General features: G+C 71.4%; 22 protein-coding genes. 9 read left to right on the top strand and 13 right to left on the bottom strand.

Annotated features, from left to right (window positions below):
* Positions 1 to 16 precede the first annotated feature (16 nt).
* The 4 genes from CI089_RS07945 to CI089_RS07930 are packed head-to-tail and all read right to left on the bottom strand — an operon-like array spanning position 17 to position 5,327.
* On the bottom strand, positions 17 to 898 hold the full coding sequence (locus tag CI089_RS07945) for a DUF72 domain-containing protein (protein ID WP_094260965.1): 882 nt from the start codon (positions 896 to 898) through the stop codon (positions 17 to 19).
* Between the two features lie 51 nt (positions 899 to 949).
* Complete coding sequence (locus CI089_RS07940) at positions 950 to 1,798, bottom strand: PRD domain-containing protein (RefSeq protein ID WP_094260964.1); 849 nt, start codon at positions 1,796 to 1,798, stop codon at positions 950 to 952.
* 24 nt (positions 1,799 to 1,822) lie between these two features.
* A complete protein-coding gene (locus CI089_RS07935) occupies positions 1,823 to 3,304 on the bottom strand; it encodes a glycoside hydrolase family 1 protein (RefSeq protein ID WP_094260963.1) in 1,482 nt (493 codons plus the stop codon).
* Position 3,305: 1 nt separating this feature from the next.
* Positions 3,306 to 5,327 carry a glucose PTS transporter subunit IIA gene (locus CI089_RS07930; protein ID WP_094260962.1) on the bottom strand — a complete coding sequence of 674 codons (2,022 nt, stop codon included), beginning with the start codon at positions 5,325 to 5,327 and terminating at the stop codon, positions 3,306 to 3,308.
* 261 nt (positions 5,328 to 5,588) lie between these two features.
* On the opposite strand from CI089_RS07930, the gene CI089_RS07925 reads away from it, so the two are divergent.
* From CI089_RS07925 to CI089_RS07910, 4 genes are all read left to right on the top strand, one after another.
* Complete coding sequence (locus tag CI089_RS07925; protein ID WP_094260961.1) at positions 5,589 to 6,746, top strand: polysaccharide deacetylase family protein; 1,158 nt, start codon at positions 5,589 to 5,591, stop codon at positions 6,744 to 6,746.
* Between the two features lie 95 nt (positions 6,747 to 6,841).
* Positions 6,842 to 7,969: a glycosyltransferase gene (locus tag CI089_RS07920; RefSeq protein ID WP_094260960.1), complete on the top strand. Its 1,128-nt coding sequence runs from the start codon at positions 6,842 to 6,844 to the stop codon at positions 7,967 to 7,969.
* 139 nt (positions 7,970 to 8,108) lie between these two features.
* Complete coding sequence (locus CI089_RS07915) at positions 8,109 to 8,369, top strand: glutaredoxin family protein (RefSeq protein WP_023952954.1); 261 nt, start codon at positions 8,109 to 8,111, stop codon at positions 8,367 to 8,369.
* Between the two features lie 331 nt (positions 8,370 to 8,700).
* A complete protein-coding gene (locus CI089_RS07910) occupies positions 8,701 to 10,305 on the top strand; it encodes a DEAD/DEAH box helicase (RefSeq protein WP_094261310.1) in 1,605 nt (534 codons plus the stop codon).
* 114 nt (positions 10,306 to 10,419) lie between these two features.
* Here CI089_RS07910 and CI089_RS07905 read toward each other — a convergent pair whose 3' ends face one another.
* The 5 genes from CI089_RS07905 to CI089_RS07885 form a co-directional block, all read right to left on the bottom strand.
* Positions 10,420 to 11,541 (bottom strand): adenosine deaminase family protein, encoded by a 1,122-nt coding sequence (locus CI089_RS07905; protein ID WP_256977656.1) that lies wholly within the window; start codon positions 11,539 to 11,541, stop codon positions 10,420 to 10,422.
* A 99-nt stretch (positions 11,542 to 11,640) separates the two neighbouring features.
* Positions 11,641 to 12,723 carry an extracellular solute-binding protein gene (locus CI089_RS07900; RefSeq protein ID WP_094260959.1) on the bottom strand — a complete coding sequence of 361 codons (1,083 nt, stop codon included), beginning with the start codon at positions 12,721 to 12,723 and terminating at the stop codon, positions 11,641 to 11,643.
* 88 nt (positions 12,724 to 12,811) lie between these two features.
* Entirely contained in the window at positions 12,812 to 13,804 is a 993-nt protein-coding gene (locus CI089_RS07895) for an ABC transporter ATP-binding protein (protein ID WP_094260958.1), read from the bottom strand.
* A complete protein-coding gene (locus tag CI089_RS07890; RefSeq protein ID WP_094260957.1) occupies positions 13,801 to 14,598 on the bottom strand; it encodes an ABC transporter permease in 798 nt (265 codons plus the stop codon). Before CI089_RS07890 ends, CI089_RS07895 begins: the two co-directional genes overlap by 4 nt.
* Entirely contained in the window at positions 14,595 to 15,416 is an 822-nt protein-coding gene (locus tag CI089_RS07885; RefSeq protein WP_036304705.1) for an ABC transporter permease, read from the bottom strand. The genes CI089_RS07890 and CI089_RS07885 overlap by 4 nt, the downstream gene beginning before the upstream one ends.
* Before the next feature lie 220 nt (positions 15,417 to 15,636).
* Between CI089_RS07885 and CI089_RS07880 the strand changes: the two genes are divergently transcribed.
* Complete coding sequence (locus CI089_RS07880; protein ID WP_094260956.1) at positions 15,637 to 16,623, top strand: LacI family DNA-binding transcriptional regulator; 987 nt, start codon at positions 15,637 to 15,639, stop codon at positions 16,621 to 16,623.
* A gap of 72 nt (positions 16,624 to 16,695) precedes the next feature.
* Here the strand turns inward: CI089_RS07880 and pip are convergent, their stop codons facing one another.
* Positions 16,696 to 17,673 (bottom strand): prolyl aminopeptidase, encoded by a 978-nt coding sequence (pip, locus tag CI089_RS07875; protein WP_071919453.1) that lies wholly within the window; start codon positions 17,671 to 17,673, stop codon positions 16,696 to 16,698.
* Positions 17,674 to 17,931: 258 nt separating this feature from the next.
* Between pip and CI089_RS07870 the strand changes: the two genes are divergently transcribed.
* From CI089_RS07870 to CI089_RS07855, 4 genes are all read left to right on the top strand, one after another.
* The gene (locus CI089_RS07870; protein ID WP_094260955.1) at positions 17,932 to 18,936 is read left to right on the top strand and encodes a malate dehydrogenase; all 1,005 of its coding nucleotides are present in this window, start codon (positions 17,932 to 17,934) and stop codon (positions 18,934 to 18,936) included.
* Positions 18,937 to 18,951: 15 nt separating this feature from the next.
* Positions 18,952 to 20,652, top strand: coding sequence for a cation:proton antiporter (locus CI089_RS07865; protein ID WP_094260954.1), 1,701 nt, complete (start codon positions 18,952 to 18,954; stop codon positions 20,650 to 20,652).
* A gap of 47 nt (positions 20,653 to 20,699) precedes the next feature.
* Positions 20,700 to 21,155: a recombinase family protein gene (locus CI089_RS07860; RefSeq protein ID WP_094260953.1), complete on the top strand. Its 456-nt coding sequence runs from the start codon at positions 20,700 to 20,702 to the stop codon at positions 21,153 to 21,155.
* Positions 21,156 to 21,271: 116 nt separating this feature from the next.
* Positions 21,272 to 22,651, top strand: a complete 1,380-nt coding sequence (locus tag CI089_RS07855; RefSeq protein ID WP_094261308.1) for a serine/threonine-protein kinase — start codon at positions 21,272 to 21,274, stop codon at positions 22,649 to 22,651.
* Positions 22,652 to 22,658: 7 nt separating this feature from the next.
* Here the strand turns inward: CI089_RS07855 and CI089_RS07850 are convergent, their stop codons facing one another.
* Genes CI089_RS07850 through CI089_RS07840 form a run of 3 tightly spaced genes read right to left on the bottom strand, consistent with a single transcriptional unit; the run spans position 22,659 to position 26,436 of the window.
* The gene (locus tag CI089_RS07850; protein ID WP_094260952.1) at positions 22,659 to 24,329 is read right to left on the bottom strand and encodes a serine/threonine-protein kinase; all 1,671 of its coding nucleotides are present in this window, start codon (positions 24,327 to 24,329) and stop codon (positions 22,659 to 22,661) included.
* Complete coding sequence (locus CI089_RS07845) at positions 24,326 to 25,621, bottom strand: FHA domain-containing protein (protein WP_094260951.1); 1,296 nt, start codon at positions 25,619 to 25,621, stop codon at positions 24,326 to 24,328. The genes CI089_RS07850 and CI089_RS07845 overlap by 4 nt, the downstream gene beginning before the upstream one ends.
* Positions 25,621 to 26,436 (bottom strand): PP2C family protein-serine/threonine phosphatase, encoded by an 816-nt coding sequence (locus tag CI089_RS07840; protein WP_094260950.1) that lies wholly within the window; start codon positions 26,434 to 26,436, stop codon positions 25,621 to 25,623. Before CI089_RS07840 ends, CI089_RS07845 begins: the two co-directional genes overlap by 1 nt.
* Between the last annotated feature and the right edge of the window lie 4 nt (positions 26,437 to 26,440).

The raw sequence follows: 26,440 nt of genomic DNA, 5'->3' as shown, positions 1-26,440 counted from the left end.
GCAACGCCCCCGGGCTTCAACCACGCATGAATGCCGCATCGCACCGCCGCGCGAGCGCGACGGCATCGTGCGGCGCCCTCCCCCGCGCGTCGTTGTCGAAGTACACCCACACGTCGCGCGGACGACCATCGGATGCCGCCGAGCCGTCGGCCCATCCCCGGATGCGGTCCGCCCACTCGTCGAGCTCGGCGTCGGTGTACCCGCTGGCGTACAGGTCGGTCGCGCCGTGCAGCCGGACGTACACGTGCCCCGCGGTCGTGACCTCTTCGAACCGGGGGAAGCGTCCGGCGGTGTCCGCCACCACGAGAGCGGTGTCGTGCGAACGGAGCAGCGCGAGCGCGGCATCCGTCCCGAACCCGGCCGACCGAGGCTCGAGAGCGTGGCAGATCGGCCGGTCGTCCTCGATCTCGAGCCACGCGCGGCCGTCGAGGCGCTCGTCGTGCCGCTCGGCGAGCGCGAGGGCCTCGCCCGTCGTCCGCGGCAGGAGCGCCAAGAACTCTGCGAGTACGGCGGCGTCGAACTCCTCGCGCTCGGGAAGCTGCCAGAGCACCGGACCGAGCTGCCGCCCGAGCGCGAGCACTCCCGAGGCGAAGAAGTTCGCCAGCGCCGTCTCGACACCGCGCAGGCGCAGCATGTGCGTGACGTAGCGCGAGCCCTTGACCGCGAAGACGAACGACGCGGGCACTTCGCTCCGCCACCGCTGATAGCTCGACGGGCGCTGCAGCGAATAGAACGACCCGTTGAGCTCGGCCGTCGACATCCGCTCGCCCACGTATTCGAGCTCGCGCCGCTGCGCGAGTCCCGTGGGGTAGAAGTCACCGCGCCACCCGGCGTACCGCCACCCCGAGATGCCGACGCGCACCCGACCCGAACCCGCGGGAGCTGCGTACGAGGTCATGCATCAGGCTTACCGGCCGCGCGGCACCGACATGAAGGGGGTTGCGAAGGGTCAGCCGTTCTTCGCATCGAGCGCGAGCCGGACGATATGGAGGGTGAGCAGAAGCACCTCTTCCTCGTCGATATCCGGCTCGCCTGCCCGCGAGATCTCGGCCGCGACCTTCCGCGCACATGCGTACTCGCGGGGATGCTCGGCGGCGAAGGGCACGAGGAACGGCGCCAGTTCGTCGACGGGCCGCTTGCCCGTGCGGCGGCGTGCCAGCAGGTGGATCAGGTGGCTGGCGAACCGCGCCGTGGCGTGATCGGATGACGCGCCGTCGAGTCTCAGCTCACCGCGCACGAGCGCGATGCACGACGCGACCGTGCCGGTCATGTCCATCGTGTCCATGACCGAATCGGTGCCGAGCTCGGCGTTGACGACGTGCAGCGCGATGGGGATGGCCTCGATGTCGGGCAGGCGCTCCCCCGTCTGCTCCTCGACGATGTCCACCGCCCGCCGCCCGAACTCGACCTGCCGCGGGTGGAACGCTCGCGTCTCCCACTGCAGCGGGTAGTCGATCCCGATGCCGGCCCGCTGCCGCTGCAACGCGGCGCCGAGGTGGTCGGCGAGCGGGACGACGAGCCGGTCGACGATGTGCGACCCGAACTCGCCCCCCGCGGCCTCGGCGACGACGATGGCGAGTTCGACGTCCGCCGGAGGAAGCGCGGCGATGCGCGACGCCAGCCGCACACCGTGCTCGCTGTCGGTGCTGACGAAGAGGCGGTGGACCTTCGAGGGATCCACCACCCCTCCGACCGGCAGCAGGAACGCGATCCCGCGTCCCGTGGCGACGTACTCCTGACCGTGCTCATCCGCGCACAGGATGACGTTGTTGTTCAGCACCTTGTGAACAGTGAGCATGTCGGGTCTCGCTCGTCGTGGTGGTCAGTCGTCGGAATCGAGTGCGGCGCCGTTGGTGGCGATCACCCGCTGGTACCAGGCGAAGGAGTCCTTCTTCGTCCGGGCGAGCGTACCGCGCCCGTAGTCGTCCTGGTCGACGTGGATGAAGCCGTACCGCTTGGTCATCTGCGAGGTGGAGCAGCTGACGAGGTCGATGGGCCCCCACCAGGTGTAGCCGCGCACGTCGACGCCGTCGGCGATCGCCTCGCGCACCTGCAGGAGGTGCTTGCGCAGGTAGTCGATGCGGTAGTCATCGTGGATCGCGCCGTCCTCGGCGACCGTGTCGACGGCACCGAGGCCGTTCTCGACGACGTACAGCGGCTTGCCGTACCGCCCCCACAGCTTGTTGAGCGCGATGCGGAGCCCGACGGGGTCGACGGGCCAGCCCCAGGCGCTGAGCTCGAGGTACGGGTTCTTCAGCTTGCTCACGAGGCTGCCGGAGATGTCATCGGCATCCGGACGGTCCTCGGCGAGGTACGTCATGTAGTAGCTGATCGAGATGAAGTCCGCGGTGCCGGCGCGCAGGATGTCGTCGTCGCCGGGCTCGGTGACGATCTCGATGCCCTTCTCGGCGAAGTACCGGTTCATGTAGGTCGGGTACTCGCCGCGCACCTGCACGTCCGGGTAGAAGAGGTTGAGGTTGTCCTCGTGCGTCGCCCGCATGACGTCTTCGGGCTTGCAGGTGGCCGCGTACGTCTCGAGGCGGCAGATCATGCATCCGATCTGGGCGTCGGGCATCATCTCGTGCCCCATCGCGACGACCTTCGCCGCCGCGAGGAACTGGTGGTGGGTCGCCTGGTAGGCGGCCTGCAGTTCACGTCCGGCGACGCGGTCGGGGAAGACGCCCGCCCCGGTGTAGACGCTGGTGAGGTTCATGTTCATCTCGTTGAACGTGATCCACATCTTCACCTTGTCGGCGTAGCGGTCGAACACCGTCCGGGCGAACCGCTCGAACAGCCCGATCGTCTCGCGGCTCAGCCAGCCGTCGAGCCGGCGCGAGATCTCGATGGGCATCTCGTAGTGCGACAGGGTGACCAGAGGCCGGATGCCGCGGGCGAGCAGCTCGTCGAACACCTGGTCGTAGAACGCGAGGCCCTCCTCGTTCGGCTCCTCCTCGAAGCCGGTCGGGAAGATCCGCGCCCAGGAGATCGACATCCGGAACACTCCGAAGCCCAGCTCGCCGAACAGCGCGATGTCGTCGCGGAAGCGGTGGTAGAAGTCGATGCCGTGACGCTTCGGATAGAGCGTCTGGGGGTCGTCCTCGCCCGCGAGCGCGGCTTCGACCTGCTGCGAGGTCGCGTCGAACGTGAAGTCGATGACGCTGCCGTCCGCCATCGGCGGGACGAAGCGGGCGAAGTCGGAGGTCGACAGACCCTTGCCCCCTTCTTGAGCAGCGCCCTCGATCTGGTTCGCGGCGGTCGCGCCGCCCCAGAGGAAGTCGGCGGGGAATGCGGCTGAGGTTGTCATCTCAGTTCTCTCCTTGTTCTCGGGAATGGGTCTGGGTGGCCGGCAAATCACGCCGCGCGGGCGTGACGGCGAAGAGGGGCTCGCCGGCGTCGACGTCGGTTCCGTTCGGCTCGACGAGGGGCGACATGTCGCCGGCCGAGCCCGCGTTCGTCACGACGACGGGCGTGATGGAGCTCAGCCCCGCGGCCTCGATGACGGCGGTGTCGAAAGACAGGAGGCGGTCACCGGCGAGCACGCGCTGCCCCTGCTCCACATGGACCGCGAAGGCTCCCTCGGGGAGGGTCACGGTGTCGATGCCGACGTGGATGAGGATCTCGGTGCCGCGCTCGTCGCGCAGGCCGATGGCGTGCCGTGTCGCGGCGATGGCTTCGACCGTCCCGTCGAAGGGCGCGACGACCTCGGTGCCGCGGGGCGCGATGGCGACCCCGGGCCCCATCAGCCCGTCGGCGAACGTCGGATCGGGGACGGCCGACAGCGGCATGACGCGTCCGGCGAGCGGGGCGACCGCGATCGTGGCATCCCACGCTCCCCCGGATCGCGGCGACGAGTTCGGCGCGCGGCGAGACGACGCGGCACCGGCCTCCGCCCCGTCGGTGCCCGGGGTCCGGCGGCGCGGCTCGACGAAGAGCAGGGTGAGGATGAAGGCGACGGTGAACGACAGCGCGATCGCGATGCGAGCGTGCATCAGGTTGGCGGAGCCGTCGGGTGCGACGTAGAGCGGCAGCGACGCGAGTCCGGGCACCGCGAAGCCGTACGTCTTCAGCGCGAAGAGGCCGGCGTAGGCACCGCCCACCGCGCCGCCGGCGAGGGTGAAGAAGAAGGGACGCTTGAGGCGCAGCGTCACACCATAGATCGCGGGCTCGGTGATGCCCAGGAAGGCGGTGAACCCCGTCGACAGTGCCAGAGCGCGCATCCTGCGCACCCGGATCGCGACGGCGATGGTCGCGCCGGCCGTGGCGAGGTTGGCCACGAGGTTGAACGGCAGCAGGATGACGTCGTATCCGCGCGTCGCGAGCGACTGGAAGGTCGTCGGGAAGAACGCGTAGTGCATTCCGGTGATCACGATGAGCGGCATGAGACCGCCGAGCAGCATCCCGGCGAAGACGCCGCCGTTCTGCATGAGCCACACCGCCGCGTCGCTGACGTACACGCCCGCGTAGTGCCCGAGCGGCGCGAGCGCTATGAGGGTGAGCGGGATGACGATGAGGAGCGTGAGCACGGGGGTGACGACGATCTTGAGCACGGCCGGAACGATCCGGTCGATCAGGCGGTGCACCTTCGACAGCGCGTAGACGCCGAGGATGGCGGGGATCACCGAGTTCGCGTAGTCGACGAACGGAATGGCGAGGCCGTAGAGGTCGAGTCCCGCGGGGCCCCCGTCCGCGATCGCGCCGGCGCCCGCGACGATCGTCGGATACATCAGCGCCGCGGGCACCGAGAGCGCGAGCGACAGGTCGGTGTCGAACCGGCGGGCGGCGGATGCCGCGACGAGGAAGGGCAGGAAGACGAAGGCCCCGTCGGCGATGAGCGTGAACACCTGGTGCGGATCGCTGCCCGCCGAGAGCCAGCCCGCCTGGGTGGCGATGGCGACGAGCCCCTTCAGCAGACCGGCACCGACGATCGCGGGAAGGATCGGGGTGAAGATCCCCGACAACGTCTCGAAGAGCAGATTGACGAGGCGGCGCGGGGAGAATCGGGATGCCGCCGCGGCGGGCGCCTCGACCGGGGCGGGTGCCGCGGCTGCGGCTGCACCGTCGAGCAGGCGCGACAGCGACGCGTACTGCGCCGCGACGTCGGTGCCGACGATCACCTGCAGCTGCTCCCCGCTGAACTGCGCACCGGCGACACCGGAACGGCGGATGGCGTCGAGGTCGGCGCGACCGTTGTCGACGAGGTCGAAGCGGAGCCGGGTGATGCAGTGCCAGGCGCGTCGCACGTTGCCGGCGCCCCCGATCGCCTCGAGGATCTCGCTCGAGATCGCGTCGCGGTCGTGCGGCGGCGCGGGTGGTGTCGATGCGGTCATCAGTGACCTCCTGCTCGGTTTCGGGCAACAAAAAAACCTGAGGTCGTCGTCGGACTCACGAAGAATCCGGTGACGATCTCAGGTTCCGCCCGACTAGTCGGTTACGCCCTGTGGTCGTAGTGAGGTCACTGTAGCACCAGCCTGGAGCGCCCGCGCACCGGACTTCTCGGGCAGCGGGAGCGAGTGTCGCATCGGCCGTGCATCCTCAGGCGCGCGCCCTAGTATTCGACGGACGCACCGGGCACCACAGGGGGAGTAACGATGGCCGCAACGCGACGCTCGAACGCGCGGCGACAGCGCAAGCGCCGGGCGATCGGCATCGGCGCGGCGGTCGCCGGAATCCTGCTCGTCGCCGCGGTCGGCGGCTGGTTCGCCGTCGACGCGATGCAGCGCGCGAGCACGGCGCCCGACCCGGCTGCATCCGCGGCCGCTCCCACGCCCGACGCCGAGACGCCGACCCCCGAACCGCTGTCGCCGGCGGAACAGCTCGTCGCCGACGCGAACGACCCGAACGCGTGCGCCGTGTCGTTCACCGGCGACGCGATCGACATCGCCCCGGTGCTCGAGACGCAGGGGAAGCCCTATGCGTCGCTTCCGATCCCCGCCCGCGAGGGCATGGTGTTCGCCGGCTGGTACGACACCGCCGAGGATGCCGCGGCCCTGTCGATCCCCGGCCGGCTCAACGGCGCGGATGCCGTCGCCTGCGACGCGCAGCAGCGGACCGTTCACGCCGCGTGGATGAGCGCCGCCGACAACGCCGCCGCGAAGACGCGCATCCCGATCCTGATGTACCACCAGTTCACCACCAAGCCCGAGGGCGAGTCCGGCTGGCTGCGGGGCAACTACGCCTACGTCGGCGACTGGGAAGCCCACCTGCGCTACATCTCCGAGCAGCAGTTCTACCTGCCGACGTGGCCGGAGCTGAGCGCTTTCATCGACGGCAGGCTCTTCCTGCCCGACCACTCGGTGATCATCACCGACGACGACGCCGACCCGTCGTGGCTCGAGCTCGCCGTGCCGCTGGTGGAGAAGTACCGGGTGATGACGACATCCTTCGTGATCACGGTCAACGGGGCCGGCCCCGAGCTCACGCCCTACGTGCTCAAACGCTCGCACACCCACGACATGCACGCCGCGGGCGCCGACGGCAAGGGCCGCATCGTCACCTGGACCCACGACGAGATCGTCTCCGACCTCGACACCTCGGCGAACGTGCTCGGCGGAACGAAGGAGGTCGTCGCCTATCCGTTCGGCCACTACAACGACGCCGCCAAGCGGGCGGTCGCCGACGCGGGCTTCGAGATGGCTCGCACCATCGAGCCCGGCTACGTCTCGATCGGAACCGACAAGCTGGCCCTGCCCGTGGTGCGGGTCAACTACGGCATGACCGTGGATGACATCAAGAAGGCCATCGGGTGAATCTCAGGCGATATCCAAAGAGTCAACCGCTTGTACGCATATGAATCCTCAGTACTGTGTGAATTCCCCCGTCCGTTTCGACTTGCGAGCGCTCCATGGATCTGACGATCGTCGTCCCGACCTTCAACGAGGGTCCGAACGTCGTGGAGCTGCTGCGACGGATCGGCGACGCGGTCGATGACCGGATGATCGAGGTCGTCTTCGTCGACGACTCGACCGACGACACCCCCGCGATCATCGAGCGGGCGGCGAAGACCGCCGACTTCCCGGTGCGCCTGGTCCACCGCGACGAGCCGGTCGCGGGACTCGGCGGGGCCGTGGTCGAAGGCATCCGCACCGCGAACTCGTCGTGGTGTCTCGTGATGGACGGCGACCTGCAGCATCCGCCCGAGGACATCCCGCGGCTGCTCGCAAGAGCGGACCGCGGCGACGTGGACATCGTCGTGGCCTCGCGCTACATCGCCGGCGGCGACTCCAGGGGACTCGCCGACGCCACGCGGACGACCGTCTCGCGCGCGTCGACGCTGCTGACCAAGGCGATGTTCCCGCGGAAGCTCAGCGAGTGCAGCGACCCGATGACCGGGTTCTTCCTGGTCGACCGCGACACGATCGACGTCGACGCGCTGCGTCCGCGCGGCTTCAAGATCCTGCTCGAGATCCTCGCGCGGCGCCACATGCGCGTCGCCGAGGTGCCGTTCGCCTTCGCGCCGCGATACGCCGGCTCGTCCAAGGCGACCTTCACGCAGGGCATCCGGTTCCTGACGCAGCTGCTGATGCTCCGCTTCGGGCGGATGTCGGCGTTCGCCCTCGTCGGCGGTGTCGGCGCGATCGCGAATCTCGTGATCATGTGGGGTCTCATCCGCCTGGGGATGGACTACCTGCCGGCATCCATCATCGCCAGTGAGATCACGATCATCGGCAACTTCCTGCTGCTGGAATACCTCGTCTTCTCCGACATGCGCTCGGAATCGGGCAGCATGACGCAGCGGTTCGTGAAGTCGTTCGCTTTCAATAACGCCGAAGCCATCATCCGGATCCCGGTGCTGTGGGTGCTCGTCGAGAACGCGCACATCCCGAGCGTCATCGCCGCCGGGCTGACCCTGATCGCGGCGTTCGTCGTGCGCTTCGTGTTCCACGCGCTCGTCGTGTACGCGCCCAAGAGCCAGCGAGTGCCGGCCGTGCTCGAGGCCGCCCCCGAGCGCGCCCGGGCCGCCGAGTACTGAGCCCTTCGCGCCGAGAACGCACCGCCTCGTCGAGATAGCTCGCGGGGCGGTGCGTTCTCGCGTGAACGGTACGCGCTGGGCGGGATCGGGGCGGACGCTGCCCGCCCCCGGGTCTTCGGGGCGGACGTACCCTGGAGGCATGACCGCTTCCACCGACACGATCACGATGTTCGGCGCCGACTGGTGCCGCGACTGCCGCCGCACGAAGGCTCAGCTCGACGAGCTCGGCGTCGACTACACCTACATCGACCTCGAGGCGGAGCCTGCCGCGGCTGACGTCGCGCGTGAGATCTCGGGCCGCACGCAGATCCCCGTGGTGGTCTACCCCGACGCGACGCACCACGTCGAGCCGAGCAACGACGACGTCGCAGCCAAGCTGCGGGAGCTCTCGCTCATCTGACCCGGGCGCACTGCGCTCTCTGCGCCGGGCGCGGATGCAAGACATCCGGGCCGACACCCCGTGACGGATGCCGTTGGGCCGGGGTGTCGGGCCGAATCCCTTGCATCGCGGCATACCGACCGCCGCCGGGGTCCGGGCCGACGGACAGGCGAGCACTGATAGGCTGAGGGTTCTTGTGGCGCGCTCGCGCCGCACGCGTCGTAGAACGCCTTCCGCCCCACCGGGTCACGACCGGCATCCCGCGGACTCTTTCGTACGGCGACCCCGCATGCGCACCCGCATCCGGGCCACCGATCAGGGCGCCGACGTGCGCCCGGAGAAACGCTCCCTCATGACTGACACCACTTTCCGCACGCTCGGCGTGCCCGCTCCCCTCGTCGAAGCGCTCGCGAAGGACGGCAAGACCACCGCCTTCCCGATCCAGGTCGACACGCTTCCCGACACGCTCGCCGGACGCGACGTGCTCGGCCGCGGCAAGACCGGCTCGGGCAAGACGCTCGCCTTCTCGATCCCGATGGCTGCGCGCCTCGGTGGCGAGCTGGCCGGCGGCAGCCGCCGCGCTGCCCGCATCCTGGGCCTCGTCCTCGCCCCGACCCGCGAGCTCGCGACGCAGATCAACGCGACCCTCGAGCCCCTCGCGGCGGCCTACGGCATGAAGACGACCACCATCTTCGGCGGCGTCAACCAGAACCGACAGGTGCAGGCGCTGAACGCAGGCGTCGACATCGTCGTCGCCTGCCCGGGCCGCCTCGAAGACCTGCTGCAGCAGCGCCACCTGACGCTCGACTCGGTCGAGATCACGGTGATCGACGAGGCCGACCACATGGCCGACCTCGGCTTCCTCCCCGCTGTCACCCGCATCCTCGACAAGACGCCGCGCGACGGACAGCGGATGCTGTTCAGCGCGACGCTCGACAACGGCGTGGACAAGCTCGTGAAGCGATTCCTGCAGAACGAGGTGCTGCACTCGGTCGACGAGGCGCACTCGCCCGTCGCCGCGATGACCCACCACGTGTTCCACCTCGCCGGCGCCGAGGAGAAGAAGGATGTCGTCAAGACGCTCGCGTCGGGCATGGGCCGCCGCATCCTCTTCACCCGCACCAAGCACGCCGCGAAGAAGCTCGCCAAGCAGCTGACCTCGCAGGGCATCCCCTCGGTCGATCTGCACGGCAACCTCTCGCAGCCGCAGCGCGACCGCAACCTCGCCGCGTTCTCGTCGGGCGCCGCGAAGGTGCTCGTCGCGACGGATGTCGCCGCGCGCGGTGTGCACGTCGACGACGTCGAGCTGGTCGTCCACGTCGACCCGCCGATGGAGCACAAGGCGTACCTGCACCGTTCGGGCCGCACCGCCCGCGCAGGCGCCGAGGGCGCCGTCGTCACCCTCGTGATGCCGGGCCAGGAGCGCGACGTCAAGGATCTGCTCCGCAAGGCCGCCATCGCCGTCACCCCGATCACGGTCACGGCCGAATCGCCCGAGGTCGTCGCCCTCGTCGGAAAGGTCGCCCCCTACGTCACCCCGGCCCCCGTCGAGGTCGCACCCCGCGGCACGAGCCAGGGCGCCAACGCCCAGCGCAAGCGCGCCGCGCGCGATGCCCGCGAGGGCGGTTCGTCGAACGGCGCCGGTCGCTCCGGCGGTGGCCGCGGTCGCGGCGGACGCGGCCAGGGTCAGGGCCAGGGCGCTGCCGGTGGCCGCGACGGCCAGGGCGCACGCGCGGGCGGGCAGCGCGACCAGCAGCAGAGCCGCGGTGGGCAGCAGTCCTCGCGCGGCGGTCAGACCGCCGACCGCGCGCCGCGCGAGACGCGCGACGCCGCTCCCGCGGGCAACCCGCGCCGCACCGGCCGTCGCGCGTCGTCGAACGGCGGTGCCGCGGGCGGCAAGCTCATGGTCGGCTCGGTCGTGCGCCAGAACAGCGCCGGCCGCCGCGGCGGTCGCTGACCTCCGCATCCGGCGCGGGCCATCCCGCCGAGAACACACGCTCGCCGCGAGAACGCACCCTCAACCGTGCGTTCTCGCGGCGACGGTGCGTTCTCGGCGCGCGCGGCGTGCGGCTCAGACCGAGAGTGCGAACTCGGCGTCGAGGGCGTCGATCTCGGCGGTGACCTCGGCGACGCGACGGGCGCGCTGCTCGGCGGGCAGCCAGGATGCCTCGAACGACGAGATCGCCATGCGGCGGACCTGCTCGTGGGTGGCGCCGATCTGGTCCGCGACGATCTCGTACTCCGCGGCGAGGGTCGTGGGGAACATGCCCGGGTCGTCCGAGCACGGGATGACGTTGAGCCCGGCCTCGAGCATCGCGGCGATCGACGCGCGACGCCAGGGCCGCCACGAGCGGCGTGACGTGGTCGAGGCCACGGTGAACGCGACCTGATCCTCGCGCATCCGCTCGACGACGGCGTCGTCCTCGAGCACGTAGTACCCGTGGTCGATGCGGTCGCAGCCGAGCAGGTCGAGGCAAGTGATGGTGTTGACCGCAGTCGGCGCGTGCTCGGACGAGTGCGCCGTACGGCCGAGGCCGGCCTCACCCGCCAGGCGGTAGGCGTCGACGAAACGCTCGGGCGGACCGGCGGTCTCGAGGTTGTCGAGACCGATGCCCGCGACGTACGGATGCGGGTTGTCGACGACGCGGCGGACGACGGCGAGGGCCTCCTCGCCGCTGCGGCTGCGGTCGATGCCCTGGATCATCAGCCCGCTCATGCCGAAGTCGCGCTCCGCCATGCGGATGCCCTCTGCGTAGGCCTCGACCGCGCCGAGGTATCCGAGCGACTCGAGGTGCGGCGGCAGCGCGTCGAAGAACAGCTCGAGGTGGCGGGTGCCGCTGCGGCGGTGGGCGTCCTCGAACGCCTCGTAGACGATGCGGGTCAGGTCGTCGGCATCCCGGAGCACCTCGACCACCCAGTTCGACACCTGGAAGAGCGAGTACGACACCTCGGGCTCATCGGCGCCGCGCTGCTGCGGAACCGGGATGCGCGTGTTGCGGTACAGCGCCGGGTCGGGCGGCAGCGAGTTGATGTCGGCGAAGATGCGCTCGGGGTCGGCCGGCAGCTCGAGCGACTCCCGGCGGGCGAGTTCCGCGAACGTCGACGCGCGCACGGTGCCGATGAGGTGGCAGTGCAGGTCGGCCTTCGGCAGGCGCTGAAGGTACTCGGCGGGGAGGGATGCTGCGGAGGTCATGGTGCCGTTCGTGCGTCGTGGAGCGATGCGGTCGGAGAACCGCGGGAAGAGGCCCGGCCGCCGAGGATGGGGGGGTGCTCGACGGCCGGGCGGTCTGGATCAGCGCGAGGCGACCTCGCGCGCGAACCGCTCGACCCACTGGGCGCGGTTCGGGACGATCTCGGCAGGGTCGAGCGTGGCGTAGCCCGCCGCGATCGGGTCGGCCGCGATGTCACCGACCACGGCGGTGATCTCGGCGGGGATCGTGGCGTCGAGGGCGACGGGCAGGTCGCCGACGATCTCGGCCGACGCCGTCTGCGCCTCGACCGAGAGCAGGTAGTCGATGAAGGCGTACGCGCCCTCGAGGTTCTTCGCTCCGCTGGGGATCATGGCACGGTTCGTCGCCATGTAGCGACCCTCGGCGGGCGCGGTCCACGCGACCGGCTCGCCCGAGGCGATGAGCGTCGTGGCGAAGCCGCTGAGGGCGTCGGCAGCGACGATCTCGCCCTGCGTGAGGAGGTTGGTGACCTCGGTCGACGACGAGTAGAACTGCAGGATGTTGGGGGCCCATCCGCCGATCGTCGTGTAGGCGGTGTCGATGTCGTAGGGGCCGTCACCGAAGGTCGACGCGACGCCCGAGACCGCGAGCTGACCGGCGGTCACCGCGATGTCGGGGAAGGCGAGGCGGCCGCTGTAGGCGGAGTCGGCGTAGAGCGACCAGTCGGCGGCCTGCGCGGCATCCAGCTCGTCGGTGTTGTACAGCGTGCCGTTGAGCTGGTAGCTGTAGGCCGGGCCGTCGTAGCCCTCCTCGACGGCGAAGTCGGCGATCTTCGCGAGGTTGGGGACGTCGGACTCGTCGAAGTCCTGGAACAGGTCCTTCTCCTGGCCGGAGGCTGCGAAGGTGTCGGAGATCAGCATGACGTCGATCCCTGCGTCACCACCGGCGAGCTGCAGCTGCGACAGACGGTCGGCGTTGGAGCCGGTCTCGATCTCGACCGTGATGCCCGTCTTCTCGGTGAACGGGTCGACGATCGCCTGCTGGAACTGCTCGACCCCGAACGGGAACGCGCTGACGACGATCGAGTCGCTCGACCCGCCGTCACCGGAGTCTCCCGCCCCGCCGGAGCAACCGGTGACGACGAGGGCCGTGGCGGCGACGGCGGCGGATGCCGCGAGGACGCGGCTGGTGCGGGTGCGGATCATGCGGGTTCCTCTCGGAGCTCTGCGGGCGGGCCGCAGGGGTGCGGGTGCTGGTGCGGGTGGAACGTGTGGAGCGGGATGTCTGCGGAGGTCAGGCCGCGAGACGGATGAGGCGGGCGCTGGGAGCGGTGACGGTGACCCGGTCGCCCGGGCGTGCGGCAACGGCCTCGTCGCGGACATCCGCGATGAGACGAACGGCCGCGCCGCTGGCGTCGGCGGTCTCGACGGTCACGAGACGGTCGACGCCGCGGTAGGCGACGTCGAGCACGACTCCGTCGAGCGCGAGCCCGGTGCCGTCGGCGGGAGAGCCGAGGGCGAGGTGCTCGGGACGCACGGTCGTGAGCGTCCCGTCCGCGGCGGCGAGGAAGTTCTCGTAGCCGAGGAACTCCGCGACGAAACGGTTCGCGGGAGCGGTGAACACCTCCGACGGCGCACCCTCCTGCATGATGCGACCGTCGCGCATGAGGACCATGCGGTCCGACATCTCGAGCGCCTCGTCCTGGTCGTGCGTGACGAGCACGACGGTGAGGCCGGTCTCGGACTGGATGCGGCGGATCTCGGCGCGCATCTGCACGCGCAGTCGCGCGTCCAGGTTCGACAGCGGCTCGTCGAGCAGCAGCAGGGTCGGGCGAATGGCGATGGCACGGGCGAGGGCCACGCGCTGCTGCTGCCCGCCCGAGAGCTTCTTGGGCCGGCTCGCCGCGAGGTGCCCGAGACCGACGAGGTCGAGCGACTCCTCGACCCGGCGGCGGCGCTCCGCTGCCGGGACCTTGCGCAGCTTCAGGCCGTATCCGACGTTCTCGGCGACGCTCATGTGCGGGAACAGCGCGTACGACTGGAACACCATGCCCAGCCCGCGCCGCTCGGGCGGGGTGCGGGTGGCGTCCTCGCCCGCGATCATGATGCGGCCCGACGTGGGCTGCGTGTAGCCCGCGAGCATCCGCAGCGAGGTGGTCTTGCCGCATCCGCTCGGCCCGAGCAGCGTGGTGAGCTGCCCCGACGGGATGGCGAGGTCGATGTCGTCGGCGGCGGTGAAGTCGCCGAAGCGCTGGGTCACCCCGACGAACTCTGCTGCGGTGGTCATCGGTTGATCCCTCCGAAGATGCGGGCGAAGCCGACCGTGCGCTCGGCGATGACGGCGATGACGACGGTGCCCGCGAGAATGATGGTGCTCGTGGCTGCGACCATCGGGTCGTAGCTCTGCTGGACGTAGTCGAGCATGGTGACGGGGAGCGTGCGGAAGTCACGACTCTGCAGCAGCAGCGACAGCGGCACGTTGTTGAACGAGGTGACGAAGCTCAGCAGTCCGGCCGAGAAGATGCCGGGGCGCAGCAAGGGCAGCGTGACCGAGAAGAAGGCGCGCAGCGGCGAGGCGCCGAGGCCGCGGGCGGCCTCCTCGATGCCGGGATCGGCGAGTGCGAGCGATGCTCCGGTGACCCGCACCGCGTAGGGCAGCATCAGCACGGTGTGGCCGATGAGCAGCACCGGGAAGTTGTCGAGGCGCAGGCCGATCATCAGCTGCTGATAGAGCGCAAGGCCGACGACGAGTTCGGGGACGATGAGCGGCGAGAGGAACAGCCCCTCGACGAGTCCCTTGCCGGGCAGCCGGCCGCGGTGGATGGCCAGCGTCACCGGGACGCCGATGAGCAGCGCGAGCACCGTCGCGATGAGGGCGAGCTGGAGGCTCGACAGCAGCGCGCTGATGAACGGGTCGTAGTTCAGCGCGGCCTCGAACCACTGCAGCGAGAAGCCCTCGGGCGGGAAGCGCAGGCTGCGTCCGCCCGTGAACGCCGTGGCGACCACGAAGAGGATCGGCACGATCATGATGATGTATCCGGCGACGGCGAGGGATGCCGCGACGGGACGACTCGTCTTCACGCGGTGGCCCCCCGTCGTCCGGCGACGGCCGACAGGCCCGACACGGCGAAGACGAGGACCGTCATGATGATGGCCGTCGCGCTGGCCGCCGCCCAGTCGATCGTGACGCTCGAGTACGAGTAGAGCTGCGTCGACAGCATCCGCTGGCTCGAACCGCCCAGCAGGTAGGGGGTCGTGTAGGCGGTGACGCTCCCCGCGAAGACGAGGGTCGACGCGACGACCATGCCCGGCGCCGAGAGCGGCACGACGATGCCCCAGAAGGTGCGGGTGCGGCTCGCGCCGAGACCGCGCGCGGCGTCATCCAGTCCGGGGTCGACCTGAGCGACGGCGGAGTAGCAGGAGATGATCGCCAGCGGCAGGAAGAGCTGCGTCAGACCCAGCACGATCGCGAGCTCGGTGTAGAGCAGCTGCGGTGCACGGTCGACGAGGCCGAGGCCGGTGAGGAGCTGCCCGATCGCGCCGTTCGACCCCAGCAGCACGAGCCAGCCGAAGGTGCGCACGACGTTGCTCAGCAGCAGCGGGAAGATCGCGAGGGCGAGCAGCACACCCGACCAGCGCGACGTTGAGCGGGCGAGCAGGTAGGCGATCGGGAACCCCAGCACGATGCAGATCACGGTGACGATGAGGCCGAGACCGACCGTGCGCCCGATGATCGCGAGATCGAACGGGTCGGTCAGCATCCGACCGAGGCGTTCGAGGATGTCGACCGGGCTGACGCCGGGAGGGGCGAACAGCATCGCGATCGACGGGATGAGGAACCCCGCCAGCAGGAGCGCGAGCCCGGGGAGGGCCAGCAGTCCGGTGCGGCGTGAAACCACGAGCGAACTCCGTTCGTGCGAGGGGTGCGGGCGCAACCGGTTGCGCAACCGGTTGTTTCTACCGTAGAGCCCACGCGGGGAGGCCTGCGACCATTCGTGTTAACACCGTGTAAAACCGCCGTCCAACGGCGACGCAACCGGTTGCTTCGGCTCAGTAGGATGAGCGGACCGTCGCGCCATGCGGCGGCGGGACGAAGCGGCGGGATGAAGGGGGGGCGCGGTGACGACACTCGCCGATGTCGCCGCGCACGCGGGTGTGTCGAAGTCGACGGCATCCCGGGCGCTCAGTCGCCCCGACCTCGTCGCGCCCGAGACGGTCGCGCGGGTGCGCGCCGCTGCCGAGACGCTCGGCTTCATCCCCAATCGAGCGGCGAGCCACCTCGCCCGAGGACGCAGCGGCATCGTCGCGCTCGTCGTCCCGACCCTCGACAACGCCTTCTTCACGCCGATCATCGCCGGGGCCCAGGAACGTGCGCGCGAGTCGGACCTGCAGCTCACGGTCGCGGTGCACCGGCTCGACGACGTCGACGGGCTCGAGGGATTCGAACGCCTCGCTCGGCAGGTCGACGGCTGCATCCTCGTCGCCCCGCGCGGTCCCGACGACATCGTGCGCGCCGCCGGCGCCTTCGGACCGACGGTCCTCGTCGACCGCGAGATCGCGGGCATGACCTCGATCGTGGCCGACACCGCGAGCGCCTTCGCCGAGCTCGCGACGCGCCTGGCCGACGCCGGGCACCGCGGAATCGTGTACCTCGGCGGGCCGGACGGCTCGTGGCAGGACCGGCAGCGCTCGGCCGCGATCGAAGCCGCGGTCGGCGAGCGCGTCGAGCTGACCGCGCTCGGCCCCTTTCCGGCGACGTTCGCGGCGGGTGTCGCGACCGCTGACGCGGTCATGGACTCGGGCGCGACCGCCGTCGTCCCCTACGCCACGTCGATCGGGCTCGGGCTCGTCTTCGCGCTTCGCGCCCGTGGCGTCGCCTCGCCCGGCGAGATCGTCGTCAGCGCGGAACGCCTGGTGGCCGAGGCGATCGGAGCCGACGACGTGCCCGCGATCGACGTGGACGGTGACGAGCTGGGCCGCGAAGCGATGGCCGCGCTCCTCCCGATGCTCGTGTCCCCGGCGTCCGCCCCCACCCGCCGACGCCTCGACGTATCGGTGCACTGGCCCCCGGCCCGCTCCGCCGAGAACGCACTCTCCCCGCGATAACGCACCATCCGCGGTGCGTTGTCGCGGCGGCGGTGCGTTCTCGGCGACGGTGGCGGCGCTGCGCGGTGCGGGTCAGCGAGCGAAGCGGTCGGTTGCGGCGACGAGGGCTGCGGCGATGCCGGGCTCACCGGCCGAGTGGCCGGCATCGTCGACCATGACGAACTCGGCCTCGGGCCAGGCCCGGTGCAGGTCCCACGCGGTCATCGGAGGCGTGCACGCGTCGTAGCGGCCCTGCACGATGACACCCGGGATGCCGCGGAGGCGGCCCGACGCGGCATCCTCGATCAGCTGCCCCTCGCGCAGCCATCCGCCGTGGAGGAAGTAGTGGTTCTCGATGCGCGCGAACGCGGTCGCCGACTCGGCCTCCGTCATCCCGGCCACCAGCTCCGGGTCGGGACGGAGGGTCACGGTCGAGGCCTCCCAGCGCGTCCAGGCCTGGGCGGCGGGAACGTGCACCGCCGGATCGGGATCGGTCAGCAGCCGGTGGTACGCCTCGATCAGTCGGCTCCGCTCGATGACCGGGACAGGGGCGAGATAGTCCTCCCACAGGTCGGGGAACAGCGCCGCCGCCCCGCCCTCGTAGAACCACTCGAGCTCGTGGCGCCGCAGCGTGAAGATCCCGCGCAGCACCAGCTCGGAGACGGCATCCGGGTGCGACTGCGCGTAGGCGAGCGCGAGCGTCGACCCCCACGAGCCGCCGAAGACCTGCCACCGGTCGATGCCGAGGTTGCGACGCAGCAGCTCGATGTCGGCGACGAGGTGCCACGTGGTGTTGTAGCGCAGGTCGGCGGCCGGATCGCTCGCGTGCGGCGTCGACTTCCCGCAGCCGCGCTGGTCGAACAGGATGATCCGGTAGGCCTCGGGGTCGAAGAAGCGGCGGTGCCACGGCGAGGTTCCGCCGCCGGGGCCGCCGTGCAGGAACACGACCGGCTTGCCCTCGGGATTGCCCGACTGCTCCCAATAGACGCGCTGGCCGTCGCCGGCGAGCAGGAAGCCCGTCTCGTAGGGCTCGATCTCGGGATACAGGATGCCGGCCAGGGCGGCCGACACGCTCACCGTGCGGCTCCGCGGTCGCGTTCGTTCATGCGCTTTACCGTACCTGCGGCGCGTCGCCCACCGCGTCGCCGCACGGCGACGAGCCGGGATCCGCCGCTGTGGTCCGGTTCACCACGCCGCGACGCAAGGGATCGGCCGCGACACCCCGGCCGTGCGGCATCCATCACGGGGTGTCGGCCCGGATCCCTTGCATCCGCGACCGCGTCGCGCTCCGCCACGCGCCCCGCCCGGCGGCAGGAATAGGCTCGGCACATGGACGCCACCACCGTCACCGTCACCGGCGCGGCCGGTCAGATCGGCTACGCCCTGCTGTTCCGCATCGCCGCCGGCGAGATGCTCGGCCCCGAGCGGCCCGTGAACCTCCGCCTGCTCGAGATCCCCGAGGGCGTCCGCGCCGCCGAGGGGACCGCGCTCGAGCTGCAGGACTGCGCGTTCCCGCTGCTGCGCTCGGTCGAGGTCACGGATGACGCGCGCACCGGGTTCGCGGGTGCCAGCATCGCGATGCTCGTGGGTGCCCGGCCCCGATCGGCCGGCATGGAGCGCGGCGACCTGCTCGCCGCCAACGCGGGCATCTTCGGCCCGCAGGGCGCGGCCATCGCGGCATCCGCGGCATCCGATGTCCGCGTGCTGGTCGTGGGCAATCCCGCCAACACGAACGCTCTGATCGCGGCGTCGGCGGCCGAAGGCGTGCCGGCCGAGCGCTTCAGCGCGATGACCCGCCTCGATCACGAGCGCGCCGTGGCGCAGCTCGCCGCACAGCTCGAGGTGCCGGTGACCGACATCGAGGGCGTCGTCATCTGGGGCAACCACTCCGCCACGCAGTTCCCCGACATCGCCACCGCGACCGTCGCCGGGCGCCCCGCGATCGACGCGCTCGCCGACCGACTGGGCGGAACGGATGCCGCGCGGGCCTGGCTCGACGACGAGTTCGTGCCCCGTGTCGCGAAGCGCGGCGCCGAGATCATCTCGGTGCGCGGCGCGTCGTCGGCCGCATCGGCCGCGAACGCAGCGCTGCGTCACGTGCGCGACGACGTGCTGGGCACGGACGGCCGGCGCACCTCGGCCGCCGTCGTATCGCGCGGCGAGTACGGCGTGCCCGAGGGGCTGGTGTGCTCCTTCCCCGTCACGAGCGACGGCTCGGGTTATCGCGTCGTGACGGGACTCGAGCTCGATGAACGCGGCCGGGCACGGCTCGACGCCTCGGTCGCCGAGCTCATCGACGAGCGCGACGCCGTCCGGGCCCTCGGCATCCTCTGACGGGCACCCGGACGCGTGGAACTGCTGCCCGGACTCATCCTCGGTGTCGTCGCGATCGCGCTCTCGACATCCCTGTCGAAGCGCCTGGGCGTCGCGGGTCCGCTGATCCTCGTCGCGGTCGGGCTCGCCGCGTCGTGGCTGCCGATCCTCGACGACTTCGAGGTCGACCCCGAGCTGATCCTCGTCGGTGTGCTGCCTCCCCTGCTCTACGCGGCGGCCGTGCGCCTGCCCGCGGTCGAGTTCCGGCGCGACCTGCCGTCGATCTCGGGGCTCGCCGTCGCGCTCGTCGTCATCAGCGCGCTCGCAATCGGCGGCTTCCTCACCCTCGTCCTGCCCCAGCTCGGGTTTCCGCTGGCCGTGGCGCTCGGGGCGGTGCTGAGCCCGAGCGACGCCGTCGCGACCTCGATCGTCAAGCGGCTCGGCATATCACCGCGGGTCGTGACGATCCTCGAAGGCGAGAGCCTCATCAACGACGCCACCGCCCTCGTTCTGCTGCGCAGCGCGATCGCCGCGGTCGCCGGCGGGTTCGCCTTCGCCGACACGGTCGGGACCTTCGTCTGGGGGATCGTCGCCGCCGTGATCGTGGGGGTCGTCGTCGGCGGGCTGAACCTGCGCATCCGGGCGCGCATGAACACGGTCGCCGCCACCGCCCTCGGGTTCATCGTTCCCTTCGTGGCGTACCTGCCGACCGAGCACCTCGGCGGCTCGGGGCTCGTCGCCGCCGTCGCGGCGGGCATCACCACGGGTCAAGGCGCCGCACGGCGCTTCACCGCCGAGCAGCGGGTCTCGGACGAGATCAACTGGCGCACGGTCGAGCTCGTCCTCGAGGGCGGGGTCTTCCTCGTGATGGGGCTCGAGCTGCGCGGCATCCTCGACGACAACTTCCGGCAGCAGAGCGGTCCCGGAAAGGCGATCCTGCTCGCCCTCGGCTCGCTCGCGATCCTGCTCGCCATCCGCGCCGTCTACGTCGCGGGGCTCATCTTCTTCCAGGGGCGTCGCGCGCGCCTGCGCCAGCGCGACCGCCTCGAGCAGATCTCGGAGCGCCTCGACAGCCTGCCACCCGATTTCGCCGGGCGCGGCCGTGACCCCGGGGCCACGCGCCGGCGTCTGGAGAGCATGCGCAGCCGGGTCACCCGGGCGTTCAACGACCTCGACTACTACGAGGCATCGCCGCTGGGCTGGAAGCACGGCACGATCATCGTGTGGGCCGGGATGCGCGGGGTCGTGACCCTCGCCGCGGCGCAGACCCTCCCCCGTGAGACGCCGGAACGCGAGCTCCTCATCCTCACCGCGTTCCTGGTCGCCGTCATCAGCCTGCTCCTCCAGGGCCTCACCCTGCCGGCATTGGTGCGGGCGCTGCGCATCCCGAGCGCGGCCGCCGACACGTCACTGCTGCGCGAAGAGGAGGAAGCGCTCGACGCCGAGCTGCGGACGGCCGCGCTCGACCGGCTGGCCGACCCGACGCTCGCCGTGGAGGAGGGCGGCAGATGGGATGCCCGCACCCTGACGATCGCGCGGCGCCGACTCGAGCACGCGGCCGACGAGGATGCCGGTGCCCTCGCCCGCGAGCTGCAGCTGCTGCTCATCGGCGCGATGCGCTCGCGACTGCTCGAGCTGTCGCGAGAGGGCGCGTTCTCGTCCGAGGTGCTGCGCGAGTCGCAGCGCCGGCTCGACGCGCAGCAGGTGAGCCTGGAGATGCGTCAGAACGACGTCTGAGGCGAACTCGTGGTGAAAACCGTTCTCGCGTCGGCGACAATGAGAAGGTGAGCACCCCGACCGACGACGACCGGACCACGCGCCCGGCGGCGGACTACGCCGAGACGCGTACGATCGCGCTGCCCGATTCCCCCGTCGACGAGCTGCCCGACAGCTTCGCGGCGCTGCAGCCGAGTCCGGAATGGTGGGCCGCGCGCCCCGCGGGAGCTCGCCTCGTCGGCCTCGTCGTCTCACGCGACGACATGCCGAGCATCGTGGCTCAGCGCGACGCGCTCGCCCAGTTCGGCGTTCCGATCGAGGGCTTCCGGCATCCGGCCCCCGAGACGGGCGAGAGCTGGCAGGAGCGCCTGTCGCGACTGTTCGGTCACCTGACCGCGGGTGACGTCGTCGTCGTCTCCGACGTGCACGCGCTCGGCCGCAACGCCGACGAGGAGACAAGGACGATCGCCGAGCTGCGCCGTCGGTCCGTCATCGTGAAGGTGCTCGGCTCGCGCCAGGTCTGACCCGCGGCATCCGCCCCGCTCCGCCGCCCGGTGTCAAGACCCTGGCATGCGGCCGGGCGATCTCTACGGTTGAGCGTGGCCGATCCGACCCGGGGATGCGGTCGCAGGAGGACGCCATGGTCACGAACGAACCTCCGCCCACGGAGGCGATGCTCGACGGTCGATACCGGCTGGGCGAATGCGTCGGCCACGGCGGCATGGCCCGGGTCCATCGGGCTGAGGACGTCCTCCTCGGGCGCACCGTGGCGATCAAGCTGCTGCGCCCCGAGATGGAGGGAGCGAGCACCTCCTCCCGCGCGCGCAGCGAGATGACCGTGCTCGCCTCGCTCAACCATCCCGCTCTCGTGACGCTCTACGACGCGCAGCTCGCTCCGGGCCGCGCGGAGTACCTCGTCATGGAGTTCGTCGACGGCCCGACCCTCGCCGCGCGCATCGCCGAGGGGCCTCTCCCGGCCGGTGACGCGGCGGCTCTCGCGGCCGACCTCGCCGAAGCGCTCCACGTCGTGCACGACGCGGGCATCGTGCACCGCGACATCAAACCGTCGAACGTCCTCCTGGCGCCGGTGCCACCCCTCGGCAACCGATCGGGCGCGAAGCTCGCCGACTTCGGGATCTCGGTGCTCGTGGACGCCGCTCGGCTCACCCAGCCGGGAACCGTCATCGGAACGGCCGCGTACCTCTCCCCGGAACAGCTCACCGGGGCGCCGCCCGCTCCGCCCGCCGACATCTACGCGCTCGGCCTGGTCGTGCTCGAAGCGCTGACCGGCCAGCGCGCCTTTCCCCGCGCCGAGGGGTTCGGCGAAGCACTCGCACGACTCACCGTCGCACCCGAGATCCCCGACACCCTGGACTCCGGGTGGGTCGCCCTGCTGCGCGGCATGACCGCCATGCGGCCGGAGGACCGGCCCAGTGCGGCCGAGGTGTTCGCGGCGGCATCCGACCTGGCCCGCAGACCCGCGGCACCGACTCGTCCCGTGATCCCTGCGGCGGCCGCGGCGGCGACGCTCCCGGCGGCGGCCGTCATCACCCCGACCAGCCCGACCAGCCCGACGCGGATCCTCCCCGAGGCCGCACCCGACCCGGCCCCGTCAGCGCGTCGTCACCCCTCGCGCGCGCGACTCGGCCTCATCGGCGGGCTCGCCGCCGCCGCTCTCGCGGCGGCCACGCTCACGGGCCTCGGTCTTGCGGGTGCGGCGCCCGAAGCCCCGCCGACCACTCCCGCCGACACCGAACAGTCTCCCGACCCGGAGCCGGCGCCCACCGAGGAGACCGAGCCCGCCACCGTCGTCACCGATCAGTCGGACCAGTCCGGTGAACAGCCCGCCCCGCCGGTGGAGGACACGACCGGCCCAGGACCGGGGTCGGAGGCCGACCGGAAGGCCGCCGAGGAGGCGGCGAAGAAGGCCGAGCAGGAGGCGAAGAAGGCCGCCGACGAGCAGAAGAAGGCCGAGGAGCGGGAGAGCAAGCGCGATCAGGACAAGCCCGGCCGCGGCTGACGCGGCGTCAGGGCGTGCAGCCCCGCACGGCATCCCCTGCCCCGCCGTTCGCGCGCACGAGCTGCACCTCGATGCAGGTCCGGCCCGACGGGTCGGCCGGCACGGTGACGGTCTCGTGCTCCACGCGCTGCGGTGCGCTCGCCCCGTCGAGCGTGACGGGGTACCAGAGGTACGAGTCGCCCTCGGCGGGGTTCGGGTTGGTCCAGGTGAACGTCACGTCGGCACCCGCCGCCGCGCCCGCGAGGTCGCCGACACGCGGCACGAAGCCGGCGAGCGGGTCCTGCGGCGCGCTGGAGGGCGACTCGCTCGCCTGCGGCTCGGCGGGGGTGGACGGCTGGAGCATGCTCGCCACCACGACGACGGCCACGATCAGCGCCGCGGCGACGCCGCCGAGGGCGATCCACAGCCACGACCGCGAGCGCCCCGGTGCGACCTCCTGGGCCGTGCCGGTGGGGGTTCCCTCCCCTGGCGCGACCGCGACGGCATCCGGGCCCGTCGCGCTCGCGGTCGCCCCGGACGCCGTCGCCCCGCGCTGCACCGTGTGATCGGCGGCCGGCTCGACCGTGCGGGGACGGCGGACGGTGGCGTCCTGCCCGGCACGTGCCGAGGGGCGCAGCACGGTCTCGTCGGGGGCCGCCGGGGCGAACGGCGATCCCGAGGCGGTCGGGGCGAACGGCGAGGTCGCATTCGCCCCGCCCTTGCGGCGCGTGGACCCGGCGGGAGGCGCCGTCGTCGGCTCGATGCTCACGATGCCGCGGACGCGCGTCAGCTCGCCGTCGGCATCCTCTTCTTCCTCGGCGTCGGGGGAATCGTCGAGGATGTCGATCGGGGTCACCGAATGGGCGAGCTCGATCTGCACGCGCTGCAGCGCACGGGCGAACGCCACCGCGCTGTCGAAGCGCGCCGCGGGACTCTTCGCCATCGCACGAGCGAGCGCCTGCTGCAGCGACGGCGGCACGTCGGCGCGGTCGAGGGGCTCGAGCGGCGCGGTCTCGATCCGCTGGATGAGATCGGCGGCGCCGTTGCGGCCGCCGGGCTGCTCGAAGGGAGAACGGCCCGCCAGCAGCGTGTAGATCGTGGCGCCCAGCGCGTAGACGTCGGAGCGCACGCCCGAATCCGCGCCTTCGCCGAACGCCTCGGGCGGCGACCAGGGGATCGACATCCCCGCGGTCTCGTCGGCGCCGTCGGTCGTCGTCGCGATGCCGAAGTCGGTCAGCGCGGGCCGGTTGTACTCCGTCACGAGGATGTTGGCCGGCTTGATGTCGCGATGCAGGATGCCGGCACGGTGCGCCGTCTCGACCGCAGCCGCGACCTGGATGCCCACGCGCAAGGCCTCGGCCACCGAGAACGCCGCAGCGCGGTAGCGCACCTGCAGGTTCGGCCGCGGGCAGTTCTCCATCACGAGGTACGGCCGCTGGTCGTCGGCGAGACCGGCCTGGTAGATCGTCACGATCGCGGGATGCGTCGACAGCATCGCCATGACGTTCGCCTCGGCGGTGAACTGCTCGACCGAGCCGCCCGCCATCCGCTCCGGCAGCAGCACCTTCACCGCGACCTTGCGGCGAGGCAGGTGCTGCTCGTACAGGTAGACGTCGGCGAAGCCGCCCGAACCGAGCAGCTCGAGGTAGGTGAACCCGGGCAGCTCTGGCGGCGGCGCCGGGGGCCGCTTCGCGCTCACGGCAGGTCCTCGAACGCGATCGTGACGCCGTCACCGATGTCGAGCACGTCGCCCGAGACGACCATCGTCGGCTCGTTCGGATGCAGCCGCACCGGGTCGTTGCCGCCGCGCAGCAGCACCGAGCCGTTCGTCGTGTCGAGGTCGACCACGAGGACGTGCTCGCCCTCCGCCCGGATCTCCACGTGATTGCGCGAGATGTCCTGCTCGGGGCTCTCGACGGCGACGAGCGTGGGGAGCATGTCGCCCGTGGATCGCGACGACCGCGGACGCCGTCCGACGATGACGGTGTTGTCGAGCTCCACGACCTGCCCGTCCGAGACACGGATACGGCCCCGCGCGAGGCGACGAGCCGGGACGATCTCGGTCGACTCGTAGACCGCCGGCTCGCCCCGTCGCGCGCTGCGGATGTCGGCGACGGCGATGGTCTCGCCGTCGTGATCACCGGCCGGACCGGCCGGGGAGGACACGACGGTGGCGTCGTCGGCGGGGAGGGCCGCGTCGGCCGGGTCGGACTGTTCGGCGGGCAGCGTCGGCCGGACCACCGTCTCTCCCCAGATCATCGCGTGCTCGTCGGCGGCGGCCGTGTCGCCGAGCGGGACGAAGGTCTGGGCGCCGGGCGACTCGTCGAACGGGATGTCGTCGTCCGCCGGCCCCGCCTCGGCCTCAGTCGCGGGCGCAGTGACGCGCGGCTCGGGCACTGCGGCGGGCTCGGGCTGTGCCTCGGCGGCGGCTGCCGGGGCGGCGACCACCGGCACCGGCGCGGGCACCGGCGCCGGCGCACGCGGGGGTGCGGTCGGCGCTGCGACGAAGGGGCTCGCGGAGCGGACGCCCGGCCGAGCGTCCGTCAGGTCGACGGTGACGGAGTCCGCCGCGACGACGCCCTCGACGAAGGGGAGCGACGCGGCCTCGTCCGCCGCCTCGGCGAAGAGAGCCGACGCGCGCCGGACACCCGGGATGTGACGTTCGGCCCACGTCGAGACCCCGTGCCCCGAGACGGACAGCGGCCCGGACTCGGTCTCGACGACGAGCTCGACCGGCCCGCGCACCGCGACACGGAGCCCATCACCTTCGACGATGGCCAGGATGAAGTCGGGGATGGCCGCGAGCGAGGTGCCGAACGCGCCGGTGAGGGCCTCGATGACGGCACCGATCCCTCGCTCCTCCAGCCGCCGCCACACGGCCTCGACCGTCGGGATCGACACGTTCGCGGGCAGGGCGACGGCCGCCGCGGGCGCGAGTGCGACGCGCCAGTGCTCCGCGCCCGTCGCCGGAACGTAGCGGACCTCGACCATCAGCCTCTCCCCCCTGCGGCCGCTGCGCGCGGCCGGGTGTCTATGTCTGCGTCATCCGGCTGGGCGGACGGCACGGTGTCGTACACATCGTCACCGCCGTCGCCCAGCGCGTCGATGACGATCACCGTGACGTTGTCGCGACCACCGTGCAGCAACGCCTCGTGGACCAGTCGCTGCGCGGCATCCTGCGGCTCGGTCTCCTCGTCGAGGATACGGGCGATCCGCTCGTCGTCGAGCTCGGTGGACAGACCGTCCGAGCAGACGAGGATGCGGTCGCCGCTCTCCGCCGGCAGCATCCAGAAATCCGCCTGCCCGGCGCTGCCGGCCCCGAGCGCTCGGGTGATCTCGTTGCGCCGTGCGTGTCGCGCGGCGGTCTCGGCGTCCATCTGCCCCGAGTCGACGAGTTCCTGCACGACGGAGTGGTCGACGCTGATCTGCTCGAGGCGGCCGCGCGCCCACCGGTACGTGCGCGAGTCGCCGATGTTGAGCGTCAGCCAATAACCGGCGTCTCCCACACGGGTGAGCACGACCCCGGTCAGGGTCGTCCCGGCCGCTCGCTGGCCGCTGGCGAGGGCGTCGATGTTCGCCCGCGCCCGTTCGATGGCAGCCCGCACGTCCTGGTTCGACACCGCGGCGACGCCGACCAGCGGCTCGAACTCGGCCACCGCAGCCGCACTCGCCCGCGCCCCGGCCTCGTGCCCGCCCATGCCGTCGGCCACGACGAAGACGGGTGCTGCCGCGAGGTAGGAGTCCTCGTTCGCGCGCCCGCGCAGCCCGGCGTGCGTGGCTGCGCCGTGACCGACCCGCACCGACATGGGC

Origin of the sequence: Microbacterium sp. Yaish 1 (assembly GCF_002245215.1) — a bacterium.
Classification (GTDB): domain Bacteria; phylum Actinomycetota; class Actinomycetes; order Actinomycetales; family Microbacteriaceae; genus Microbacterium.
This window is presented reverse-complemented; position numbering and strand designations above follow the sequence as displayed.